The 11,417-nt window shown below is 69.5% G+C and carries 8 protein-coding genes; 4 read left to right on the forward strand and 4 right to left on the reverse strand.

Annotated elements, in window-relative coordinates; all coding sequences use genetic code 11:
• Positions 1-352: 352 nt before the first annotated feature.
• Positions 353-1,375, reverse strand: a complete 1,023-nt coding sequence (locus ACZ63D_RS26255; RefSeq protein ID WP_465357021.1) for a family 2 encapsulin nanocompartment cargo protein polyprenyl transferase — start codon at positions 1,373-1,375, stop codon at positions 353-355.
• 521 nt (positions 1,376-1,896) lie between these two features.
• Here ACZ63D_RS26255 and ACZ63D_RS26260 point away from each other — a divergent pair.
• The 3 genes from ACZ63D_RS26260 (at position 1,897) to ACZ63D_RS26270 (ending at position 5,595) form a co-directional block, all read left to right on the forward strand.
• On the forward strand, positions 1,897-2,658 hold the full coding sequence (locus tag ACZ63D_RS26260; RefSeq protein ID WP_465357022.1) for a bestrophin-like domain: 762 nt from the start codon (positions 1,897-1,899) through the stop codon (positions 2,656-2,658).
• A 3-nt stretch (positions 2,659-2,661) separates the two neighbouring features.
• The gene (locus tag ACZ63D_RS26265; RefSeq protein ID WP_465357023.1) at positions 2,662-3,939 is read left to right on the forward strand and encodes a DUF6923 family protein; all 1,278 of its coding nucleotides are present in this window, start codon (positions 2,662-2,664) and stop codon (positions 3,937-3,939) included.
• A 90-nt stretch (positions 3,940-4,029) separates the two neighbouring features.
• Complete coding sequence (locus ACZ63D_RS26270; RefSeq protein WP_465357024.1) at positions 4,030-5,595, forward strand: esterase-like activity of phytase family protein; 1,566 nt, start codon at positions 4,030-4,032, stop codon at positions 5,593-5,595.
• Between the two features lie 5 nt (positions 5,596-5,600).
• Here ACZ63D_RS26270 and ACZ63D_RS26275 read toward each other — a convergent pair whose 3' ends face one another.
• Positions 5,601-6,614, reverse strand: coding sequence for an autoinducer 2 ABC transporter substrate-binding protein (locus ACZ63D_RS26275; protein WP_465357025.1), 1,014 nt, complete (start codon positions 6,612-6,614; stop codon positions 5,601-5,603).
• A gap of 357 nt (positions 6,615-6,971) precedes the next feature.
• Between ACZ63D_RS26275 and ACZ63D_RS26280 the strand changes: the two genes are divergently transcribed.
• Positions 6,972-7,430, forward strand: coding sequence for a DUF4396 domain-containing protein (locus ACZ63D_RS26280; protein ID WP_465357026.1), 459 nt, complete (start codon positions 6,972-6,974; stop codon positions 7,428-7,430).
• A gap of 3 nt (positions 7,431-7,433) precedes the next feature.
• Here ACZ63D_RS26280 and ACZ63D_RS26285 read toward each other — a convergent pair whose 3' ends face one another.
• Positions 7,434-8,222: a hypothetical protein gene (locus ACZ63D_RS26285; RefSeq protein WP_465357027.1), complete on the reverse strand. Its 789-nt coding sequence runs from the start codon at positions 8,220-8,222 to the stop codon at positions 7,434-7,436.
• Positions 8,223-8,274: 52 nt separating this feature from the next.
• Positions 8,275-11,151 (reverse strand): AfsR/SARP family transcriptional regulator, encoded by a 2,877-nt coding sequence (locus tag ACZ63D_RS26290; protein ID WP_465357028.1) that lies wholly within the window; start codon positions 11,149-11,151, stop codon positions 8,275-8,277.
• Positions 11,152-11,417 lie beyond the last annotated feature (266 nt).

Here is an 11,417-nt window from a genome sequence, read left to right on the forward strand (position 1 = left end):
GCCTTGCTGGCTGGGTGATCGTTGTGGTTGGGCGGTTGTCCACGTTAGGTGCCTGCCCCAGGTTGGGGAGGCTGCCTCGATCGCCGGGCTGCCGGGCAGGGCGACCGCCCAGGGCGAACGATCGCCGCAGTAGGGCGATTGTTCAGGGCGGATGATCGTCCCGGTAGGGCGACCGCCCAGGGTGGGCGATCGCTGCGGTAGGGCGGTTGTTCAGGGCGGATGATCGTCCCGGTAGGGCGACTGTGCAGGGCAGATGACCGTCCCCATCGGACGACTGCCCAGGGCGTATGACCGTCCCCATCGGACAACCGCCCAGGGCGGACGACCGTCCTAGTCGGGCGACTGCCCGGGGTCAGTGGTCTCGGCGGGTGATGAGCTGGGCCAGTGCGGTCAGTTCGGCCGTCGCTCTGGGGGCTGGGTTAGCGGCGGTCAGGGAGGTCAGCGCGTCGGTGAGCAGCTCGTCCGCTTGGGTGTGGCTCCAGGTTCGGCCGCCGGCTTCGTCGACCAGGGCCGCGGCTTTGGCCAGGCAGTCGTCGGGCAGGGGGTGGCGGTAGAGCATCGCCAGTTCCTGTCCCGCGGACGTGCCTGAGGTGAGTGCCGCGACCACCGGGAGGGATTTCTTGCGGCTGCGGAGGTCCGAATAGATCGGCTTTCCGGTGACGGCCGGGTCGCCCCAGATGCCGAGGAGGTCGTCTACGTGCTGGAAGGCGAGGCCGAGGGAGCGGCCGAAGCGGCCGAAGCGTTCGATGTGCTCTCCGCGGCCGCCGACCACCAGTACGCCGAGGGTGCACGCCGCGCTCAGCAGTGCCGCCGTTTTTCCCTGTGCCATGCGTTCGCATTCCGCCACTTCGACGTTCGTCCGCTGTTCGAACGCCAGGTCTTCGTGCTGGCCGTGCAGGAGGTCCAGCACCGCGGTGCTCAGCAGGCGCGCGGCGGCCGGGCCGTCGGGGGACAGGACGTCGAAGGCCAGGGTCAGGAGGGAATCTCCGGCCAGCACTGCTTGTCCGGTGCCGAAGACGGTCCACGCGGTGGGCCGGTGCCGCCGGGTGCGGTCGCCGTCCATGACGTCGTCGTGCAGCAGAGAGAAGTTGTGCGCGAGTTCGACGGCCACCGCGGCCGGGATCGCGTCCGCTGGGTCTCCGCCGCAGGCCTCCGCGCACAGCAGCACCAGCGCCGGGCGCAGGGCCTTGCCGCCGGAGGCGTTCGTCGCGGTTCCCGTCTCGTCCCACCAGCCGAGGTGGTAGCCGGCGATCCGGCGCATCGACGCGGGCAGCCGGTCCACCGCCGCGCGCATCGCCGGTTCCCATCGGCTCCGGCTCCAGTCCAGCACCTCGGCCACGGAGCGGGGTCCGGTGCGGGCGTCCACTGTCGTCATCGGGTTTCCGCTTCCCGACGCAGTGCGGCGGCCAAAGTGGACAGTGCGGAGAGACTCGGGACGGTCACTGCGAAACCACCTAACGTCGAAAACTCCGGAACACGACGGAGCAGTGTTTTCCAGACGGTGCGAGGAATGCGAAATCGTGAGCGGCGCCGCGGATAACATAGCAAGGCGGATGACCTCGACAATCACTCGATCGGGTAGCCGAGTCCGATTCACCTGTTTGCCGAAGTTCCTTTTCGGACATTGCCGGTGCTGTTGTCCGGCCGACAACCGGGGGTGCGTCACCGTGGGTCCGCTGCCGTGACCCGGTCGGGTGCGGGCGGGTGCGGTACGCGGCGCTTTCCCTTGGCGAGCAAGGGCAGAAGGGGGAACGAGTGTCCGGGCCGCTGCTCCGATCCGGCGAACCCCCGGGGCGGAGGACGGCCACCCGGCTGAATCGCGGGTTTCGCCGTTGTCCGTTCCGGAATCGGCTGGATAGCGTCGGCCAGCGTATTTCCCCGCGCGAAAGGAACCGGATGAACGTCTACGTGATCGGGGTGTTCTGGGTCGTCGGCGCGGCCATCGCGGCCGCGGTGATCGGCTATCTCGTCCGGCGCTTCGGGTGGGACGAGGGCCGCCGCGACAACAACGACGCCGCGGGCCAGGTGTTCACCATCGTCGGCGGGCTGCACGCGGTGCTGGTGGCGTTCGTGCTGATCTCGCTCTTCGACGCCGTCACAGCCACGCGCGAGGGTTCCTACACCGAGGCGGAGGGCCTGGTCGCCGCCACCTGGTCGGCTCAGGCGCTGCCCGGCGACACGGGCGAGCAGGTGCGGCGCCTGGCCATCGCGTACGCGACGACGGTGACGAAGCAGGAGTGGCCCCGGCTCGTCGACGACGGACCGATTCCGGACACCGGCTGGACCCAGCTCGACCAGATGCGCCGCGTCGTCGCCAGCGCGCAGGCCAGCGACGACTGGACGAATGACCGGAAGAAGGACGCCGCCGCCCAGCTCTGGCAGGTCTACCAGGCGCGGCAGACCCGGCTCACCGGCGCGGAAACCGACGGCGTCGGCTCGGTCATGTGGTTCGCCCTCATCCTCGGGAGCGTCATCTCGATCCTGCTGCCGAACCTCTTCGGCGGCACGCGGATGGCCGCGCACCTGGTGATCGTGTCGACGCTGGCCGGCACGATCGTCCTGCTGCTGTACGCGATTTACCAGCTGCAGAACCCTTATGCCGGAGGCGCGAGCGTGCATCCGGACGCGTTCACCTCGGCGATCTCGCGGCTCGGCTGACCGGTGCGAGGTTCCCGGTACCTGACTGTGGTGGCCGCCGCGGCCGCGGTCGCCGGGCTGCTCGTCGCGTCCGGATGGCTGGCTCCGGCTCGCCAGCGCGCGGCCGCGACGTCCTGCCGGGTGCTGCAGGTCGAAAGCCGCGACGGGTGGTCGTCCGACATCGTGCGGCTGACGTTGCCTTCCGGCGCGCGGCATCTGTTGCACCACAGCCCTTTCGCGCTGAACGCCATCGCGTATTCGGCGGCGCAGGACGTGACGTACGGCGTCGCTGACGGCCGCTTCCACGACGGCTGGCACGCGGTGCGGATCGATTCCGGCGGCGAGCTGACCGACCTCGGCCCGGTCGGCCGCGACACCCACCATGGAGTGTGGAGCTGGGTGACCGGCGCGACGGCCGGGGCGATGTCCGGCGGTTCCTGGTATGTGAAGCGGGGAACCAGTCTGTACACAGTGGACGTCGACCCGCACAGTCCCGGCTATCTCACCGCGACCGGGCCGACGCTGCTGCACCCGTGGTGGCTCGCCTCGGGGATCGACGATTTCGCGTACAACCCGGAAGACGGTCTGTTGTACGGGGTTTCGTCCACCGCCGAGGGTGCGGTGGTCACGGTGAATCCGGTGAGCGGGAAGGTCGCGAAGGTGCCGGGGGAGCAGTTCCCGGACGCGACTTACGGTTCCGTCGTGTTCGGACCGGGCCACAAGCTCTACGCGACCGCGAACTGGATCGACGGGCGGAGCGTCACGTACCGGTGGGACGGAGGCGTCGCGGTCGAGGTGAGTACTGGGCCGCCGTTGGTGATGTCCGACGGTGCCGGGTGTCTGGCAGAACCTCCACCTCCGCCCCCGCCGCCACCGCCTCCGTCGTCTTCGGCACCGCCGACGACCTCGCCTTCCCCGACACTTTCCCCGACACCATCACCATCACCGACACCGTCGACCTCGGCGAGCCCGACACCGCCGCCCCCACCGGCACCATCGGCAACGCCGTCGTTCCCGGGTCCGCACCAGGCGGATCTGCCTCTGCCCCCTCCGCCCCCGTCTCCAACGCCGCAACCACCTCAACCGCCTCAACCGCCGGACAAAGCCATCCAGCCCGTCCCGATGCCCCCGCCCCCGGCACCCCCGCGCGCCGCACCGGTCAAGGCAGCCCAGAAACCACCCCAAAAGCACGCGGCGAAAGCACGCGGCAACGTCAAGAAGCAGCGTCGCTGGGGCGTCGCGGCGATCCTGCTGATTGTCGGAGGAGGTGCGGTAGCGGCTCGAGCACGGCGTGCTCGTTAACGCGGCAGTCGTCTCGATGACGGACGTTGTCCAACTCGGCCGTCGAGACTCCCTCGGGCGTCGAAGCGACGCCAGAGGAGGAGAAAGCCGATGAAACGCGTGAAGATCGGGCTGGTCGCCGGGGCGCTGGTGCTGCCGCTGGCCGCCGCGGGCCCGGCCGAGGCCAAGGGCCGCCCGGACGACCATTACCGCGTGCGGGCCGGGCACACGCTGCAGGTGCGCGGTGACGCGCAGCGCGACGGTGCGGTGGTGCGGCACACCGATCCCGGGCACGGCGCGCTGGCCATCGGCCCGGACGGATCGTTCCGCTACACGCCCGCCGCCGGGTTCACCGGGCGCGACACGTTCACCTACACCGTGAGCGACGCCGTCCGGCTGTATCCGACGGATGTGCCGCCGCTCGGCACCGTCGGCGGCGTGAAGATCACCGGCGGCGGGTATGGGTCGGCACTCACGCCGGTGCCGGGTTCGCGCGACGAGTTTTACGGTCTCACCGACCGCGGTCCGAACGTCGACGCGCCGGACGGGTCCAAAGTGGAGCCGATCCCCTCGTTCACGCCCGCCATCGGCAAGTTCCGGCTGAAGGGCGGAAAAGCCGTGCTGGAGCGCAGCATTCCGCTGCGCGCGGCCGACGGATCGCCGTACAACGGCCAGGTCAACACCCTGGCGAACACCGGCGAGACGATCGTGGACCTCAATGGCGCGAAACTGCCCGCGTCGCCGAACGGCTACGACTCCGAAGGCCTAGTCGCCCAGCGCGACGGGACGTTCTGGGTGTCGGACGAATACGGCCCGTTCATCACGCACTTCCGGGCGGACGGCCGCGCGATCGAGCGGCTTTCGCCGTTCGACGGTTCGCTGCCTAAGGAATTGAAGAACCGGGTGCCGAACAAGGGCATGGAAGGACTCGCGCTCACGCCGGACGGCCGGACGCTCGTCGGCATCATGCAGTCCGCACTGCAACAGCCGGATCTTACGAAGAAGCCCAGCAAGGTTCCCGCGTTGCGGATCGTGACGGTCGACTTGAAGACCCGCGCGACGCACGAGTACGCCTATCTGCTCGACAATCCGGACGAGACCGGCACTGCGGTTTCCGAGATCACCGCGTTGTCGGCGACCCGGTTCGTCGTGGATGAACGCGACAGCAAGGCTGAGCCCGGCGCGTACAAGAAGCTGTTCGAGATCGACCTGACCAAGGCGACCGACCTCGGTCCGGCGGCGAAGGTGCCGGGTGCGTCCTATGACGCGGCTAAGGGCGGACTGCTCGTCGACGGCGGCAAGAGCATCGAGGCGTACGTCGGCAAGGCCACTACCGCCGAGGCTGCCGCCGCCCTCGCGAAGGTAGGCGTGACGCCGGTGTCGAAGAAGCTGTTCCTGGACGTCGGCGGGCTGGTGACCGGGCTGGATCCGAGTGGCGGTTTCTTCGGCCACGACAAGGTCGAAGGCGTCGCGACGACCGACGGCGGCCGCACCGTGGTGATCAGCAACGACAGCGACTTCGGCATCGACGGCGTCGCGAACTCGGCGGCTCCGTACACGCTGCACGCGAAGACGCAGCCGAACGGCCGCCAGGACGACGGCGAGTACCTTCAGGTGGACCTGACCAAGCTGCCCGCGCGGACGCGCACGCTGACGGTGACCGTCGACGTGCGCTGAGGCCGTCAGTACTTGAACTGATCCACGTTGTTCTGCGTGATCAGCAGGGGATCGCCGAGCAGGACCGTCCGGGTGCCCGCGTCGTAGCGCACCGCGGGAAGCTCCGGGCTCACGTTGTTCTTGGGCCGCAGCGGGGCGCCGGTCACGAGCTGCTCGGCGGCCCAGGCGGTGAGGTAGCCAAGGGATTCGACGTTCCACAGCACCGTCATCGAGCACGAACCGTCGACCAGGTACGGCTTCATCGTCTGCGGCGTGCCCGTGCCGACGGTGAAGACCTGGCCGATCTTCTGCTGATCACGCACCGCCTGCGCGATGCCCGGCGTCGCTGTCGTGCACTGGCCGATGAGCCCGGTGAGCTTCGGATGCTGGGTGAGGATCTTCTTCGCCAGCTTCGTGGCGGTGGTGGTGTCCTCGTCCGCGTACACCGTCTCGACCAGCTTCGCTCCTGGATAGCGTTGCGCCGCATACGTTTTCTCGGCGTCGATCCACGAGTTGAGGTTCGCCGCGGTGCGCCCGCACGAGACGATCGCGTACTCGCCGGTGCCGCCGGTTTTCTTCATCAGCGAGTCGACCAGCGCCGAGCCGATGCCCTCGGCCGTCGTCTGGTTGACGAAGACTTCGCGCTGCGAATCGGCTGCGTCGGTGTCGGTGGTGAGCACGTGGATGCCCTTCGCGCGCGCCTCCGCGATCGTCGGGGCCAGCTCCGCCGGATCGTTCGGGGCCACCGCGATGACGTCCACGCGTTCGGCGATGAGCTGGCGCAGGATCGCGGTCTGCGCGGCCGGGTCGACCGTCGCCGGGGCGCGGGTGAACCATTTCGCTCCGAGCCGTTCGGAGGCCAGCATGCCGCCGGCGTTCATCGCGTCGAAGTACGGGATCCCGCCGATCTTCGGCACGAAGGCGATTTTCGCCGGCTCCGGTACCGAGTCGGACAGGACCGGCGAACAACTGGCTGCCAGCACCGCCGCGGTCGCCACCAGCGCCGCACCCAGCACGAGCGTTTTGGTCCGCCCTCGCATCCCCCACCATTCCCGGCTCTGTGCCCTGGCAGCCGAAGGTAGGGCCAGTGACGGCAGGGGGTCAACCGAACGCGACCAAACGGTTACGCAAGCGAGTTCAACCGCCGGACGGCGCAGCCCCCTTTCCGCCCGCTGGGCACGTTCCGTTCCGGGGGAGTTCGCCGGTCGGCAGGTAGTGCGCGGCCTTGTCGCCACAGGAAACCGGTGTGCTCGCACCGATTCCGCGCGGATCGAAGCTGCCCATGCCGGACACGGTGAGAGCCTGCGCACCGCAGTCGAGCGGCACCCGCGCGGGCGACAGTCATCACATCGGGCGACCTTGTGCGTTAGATACCCCAGAGGGGTATAGTCGGCGGCATGAACGAACACCAGCACGGAGCGTCTTGGTCCACCGCCGCCCAGGCGACGCTGCACTGCCTCACCGGCTGTGCCATCGGCGAAGTGCTCGGCATGGTCTTGGGCACCGCGTTCGGCCTGCACAACGCGGCCACTGTGGTGCTGTCCATCGTGCTGGCGTTCGTCTTCGGCTACGCCCTCACCATGCGCGGCGTGCTCAAGTCGGGGCTTGCGCTCGGCGCTGCCTTCAAGGTCGCGCTCGCCGCTGACACGGTGTCGATCGCGGTCATGGAGGTCATCGACAACACTGTCGTGGTGGCGATCCCGGGCGCGATGGACGCGGGGTTGTCGAGCGGATTGTTCTGGTTGTCGCTGGTGTTGTCGCTCGCGATCGCCTTCGTGGTCACGGTTCCGGTCAACAAGTGGATGATCGGCCGCGGTCGCGGGCACGCCGTCGTGCACGCCCATCACCAGCACTGAAGTTCAGCAGGACGGCACGGCCGCGTCGGTTCGGAGGTAGGCCTCGGGCACATAGTGTCCGGGGCCGATCCGGTTCCAGCGCGTCGTGCCGTCCACCGCGTCGCCGCGCACTGAGCACTCGATCGGCACCTGAGCGGAGTCGGCGGCCAAACCGGCTGGCGGTGCGTCGTTGTCCGCGGACGTGCGCACCACCAGCGGAGCCCCGCCGGTCACCACGCCGGTGGCTGGAGCGTCGCCGGTCCACAGGAAAGTGACGTCCACGTAGCTGCTGCCGCTGAGGCCGAGGCCGTCCCAGAACGTACCGTCGGCCAGGTCGAGGCCGGCTGGGTTGCGCACGGTGCGGCCGCGTTCGTCCTTGCCTCCGTTGAAGCCGTCTCGGTACGCCGCTTGCGCTTCCGGCACGCCTTGCGGCAGCGAACCGAACTTCGCGCGACGGTCGCCGGGGTTCCAGTAGTCGTCGTGTTCGTTCCACGGGCCGACGTCCCACACCGGCGCGTACTCGCAGCGCGCGCCGTCGGTGCGGCACACCCGGACGGTGAAGGTCCCTTTCCCCTTGGAGGACACCGTTTTCGTGGACGGAAGCGCGACGAAATGGTCCCGTTCGGTGATCCGGTGCCCGCTCGAGGTGGTGCCGCCGACGAGTCCCTCGCGGGTCGCGTAGAGGCGGTAGGTCAGCGGTCTCTCCAGCACTCTTCTGCCGTGCTGGGGTTTGGCCCAGGCGGGCGCAGGAGTCGACAAAGCGATAACTGCTACGGCCAGAAGGACGTGACCAGCCGCTTTCCTAGCGTTCATGAGCGCATCGTGGCCCGGCGCGCGGGTTTGACCGCGCAACCCGGCCCGCGCGTCAGGCGGACACGATCCGGTGCGGCCCGGTCTTGCGCGGCCGGTCGTCGACCTCGACGCCGGCGGACAGTTCCCGGCGGATGGCCCGCGCGCGTTCGGCGTAGCTGCGGGACCGTTCGGGCTGGCTGAGGGCGGAATGCAGTTCGCCGAGAAGCTGGGACACTTCGGCTTCGGAGCGACGGTCGCCGTTGCGGCGGTGCACGCTCAGCGAGTTCACCAGCAGCAGTTGCGCGTGCGCGAGATCGCCGCTGTACAGGCACAGCGCGCCCAGGTTCTGGTTCGCGTAGCCGACGCAGTGGTCGTCGCCGAGGTCGGTGAACACGGCGATGGCGCGCGTGACGTGTTCGCGGGCTTCGGCGAGGTTGCCCTCGCGCTGGTGCAGGAGCCCGATTCGTTGCAGTGCATGGGCTTCCCGGTGCCGGTCGCCGATTTCGCAGGACAGCTCCAGCGCGTCGGTGTACCAGCGGCGGGCGGTCGCGTAGCACTTTCGCGCGACCCAGATCGAACCGATCGCGATCCGGATTACCGCTTCGCCGTGCGGGTCGCCCGCTTCGCGGAACAGCCGGAGCGCTTCGTGGCAAGGTTCGAGCGCGCGGTCGGTCCGGCCTTGCATTCGCAACACAGTGCCGAGTCCGGCGTAGGCCTCGCCGAGCCCTTTCTGGTCGCCGATTCGGTGGTACAGCTCGCGTGCCGCCTCGAAGGCGACCATCGCGTCCGCGTCGTTGTCTTGGTACAGCAGGACTTGGCCGAGGTTGCGCTGGACGACTGCCTCGCCGCGGATCGCGCCTGCCCGGCGTGCCGCTTCCAAGGCGATCAGGTGGGTGGCGTGCCAGTCGTCCTGGTGGCCGCGGAGGTCGAAGTACGGCGTGAGGGCCACGGTGAGCCGCCAGGTCAGGTCGTCGAAACCGTGTTCGGCGGCCAGCCCGACGGCCGAGACGCAGGTGGCGCGTTCGGCGGCGAACCAGGCGGCGGGATCGGTCAGCAGGCGGTCGGCCTCCGGCGGCAGGACCAGGCCGGTTTCGTCGTGGTACTGGCCGAAGAAGTGGATCGGCATGCGTTCGGCGGCTTCGATCGCCAGCGCGAGATATCCCTCCAGCACGCGGCCGATCGCGGCGCGGGTTTCCTCGGGCCCGGCCAGTTCCGCGGCGTAGACGCGCAGGAGATCGTGCAGGCGGTAGCGCGGCTGGCCGGCGACGTCGGTGGCGACCAGTTCCACCAGGTGTGCGTCGACGAGCACGTCGAGGACGTCTTCGGCGCACGGACGGCCCAGGACCGCGGCCACCGCCCAAGCCGGGAATTGCACCGGGCCCAGCGTGCCCAGCCTGCGGAAGGCCGCGGCGGCGGACATGGGCAGGAGGTCGTAGCTCAGGGTCACGCTGGCGCGGACGGCCAGGTCGCCGACGCGCAGCTCGTCCAGGCGGCGGTGCTCGTCGTGGAGGCGGTCGGCGAGGACGCGCAGGGACCAAGTCGGCCGGTGGGTGAGCTTGGCCCCGGCCACCCGGATCGCCAGCGGCAGATGCCCGCATTGGCGGAGGATCGCAGCGGCGTCCTCGGGTTCGGCGGCTACTCGTTCGCGGCCGACGATGCCTTCCAGCAGGCGGGCGGCTTCTTGTTCGGGCAGCAGGTCGACGTCCACCGGCAGCGCGCCGGCGAGATCCGGCAGCCGGATCCGGCTGGTGACCAGCACGGCGGACCCGCCCGCGCCGGGGAGCAGCGGGCGTACTTGCGCGGCGCTGCCCGCGTCGTCCAGGACGATGCACATCCGGCGTCCGGCGAGCTGGGAACGCAGCAGTGCGGCGCGTTCCGCCAAGTCGCGGGGCAGTCCGGAATCCGGGATGCCGAGGGCGCGCAGGAGTTCGGCCAGGACGCTCATCGGCGAGCGCGGGGACGACGAAGTTCCGGCCAGGTCTACATGCAACTGTCCATCCGGGAAAACCGCGCGGACCGCGTGCGCCACCCGTACGGCGATGGAGGATTTGCCGATGCCTGGCGGTCCGGAGAGGACGGCGATCGTCGGGCGTTCCGCTTCGGCGTGGTGGCGGAGTTTCTTGACCAGGTGCTCGGTTACTTCGCCGCGGCCGGTGAAATCCGGCAGGTCCAAGGGGAGCTGGCAGATGGGCGGGACTGCGGCGCACGGGACTTCGAGGGTGGTGCGGAGTTCGCGGAGTGCCGCGCCGGGGCTCGCGGACAGTTCGTCGGCGAGGGTTTGTTCGACCAGTTCGTAGGCTTCCGCGGCTTCGGTGGCGCGGCCAGCGTCGCGGAGAGCGGTGATGAGGTGGTGCCAGAGTTCTTCGCGCAGCGGGTGTTCGGTGACCAGGGCGCGGAGCTCGGCGATGACTTCGTTGTGGCGGCCCAGGGTCAGGCGGGCTCGCAGGCGTTGTTCTTGGACTGCCAGGCGTAGTTCGTCGAGGCGGGCGACGGTGGGGCCCCAGGTGGGGTCGTGGGGAAGGCCTTCCAGTACTTCGCCGCGCCAGAGGGCGTGGGCTTCGTCCAGCAGGGCCAGTGCGGATTCCGGGTCGGCTTGGGTTTCCCAGGCCTGGGTGGCCAGGCGGGTGAAGACCAGGTGGTCCAGTTCGTCTTCCGGGACGGTGAGGAGGTAGCCGGAGGCGCGGCTGGTGATGCGGTCGGCCAGGTCGGGGGAGGTTTCGGCCAGGCGGCGGCGCAGGGAGTGGACGTAGGTGCGGATATTGGCGGCCGCGGAGCGGGGGGCCGTGGTGGGCCAGAGGATTTCCACCAGTGCTTCGGTGGAGACGACGATGTTGGGCTGGAGGGCCAGTGCGGCCAGGAGCAAGCGGGGCTTCGGGCCGCCCAGCGGTACGGCCCGGCCCTCGGCCACGACCTCCAGCGGCCCCAGGATCCGGAAGGTCAGTGAAGTCAATTTACCCGCCTTGGCGGCAAGGTCCCCATGGTCGGCATGCTAGGAGCGTTTGGGGCGGTTAGCTAGGTGCGGTGGGGGTGGAATAGCCCGTTTGGGGTGATTTCCGGGGGGTATCGGGGCGGCTCGTCGCCTGGCGGCTCGTCGCCTGGCGGCGACATTGCGCCGGGTTTGGCGCGGGGCACCCCGAAGCCCGAGTGTGCTGACGGTTCGGGGGGGTGTTTTCAGAGGGGGGAAAAGAATTTACCAACACCCCCCAACCCCCAGGG

It is taken from the genome of Amycolatopsis sp. NPDC104775, assembly GCF_055583325.1.

Bases quoted from the DNA above. Each gene is read 5' to 3' on its own strand.
- ACZ63D_RS26255 (WP_465357021.1), bottom strand. From the start codon at position 1,375: ATGACGACAGTGGACGCCCGCACCGGACCCCGCTCCGTGGCCGAGGTG.
- ACZ63D_RS26260 (WP_465357022.1), top strand. From the start codon at position 1,897: ATGAACGTCTACGTGATCGGGGTGTTCTGGGTCGTCGGCGCGGCCATC.
- ACZ63D_RS26270 (WP_465357024.1), top strand. From the start codon at position 4,030: ATGAAACGCGTGAAGATCGGGCTGGTCGCCGGGGCGCTGGTGCTGCCG.
- ACZ63D_RS26275 (WP_465357025.1), bottom strand. From the start codon at position 6,614: ATGCGAGGGCGGACCAAAACGCTCGTGCTGGGTGCGGCGCTGGTGGCG.
- ACZ63D_RS26280 (WP_465357026.1), top strand. From the start codon at position 6,972: ATGAACGAACACCAGCACGGAGCGTCTTGGTCCACCGCCGCCCAGGCG.
- ACZ63D_RS26285 (WP_465357027.1), bottom strand. From the start codon at position 8,222: ATGAACGCTAGGAAAGCGGCTGGTCACGTCCTTCTGGCCGTAGCAGTT.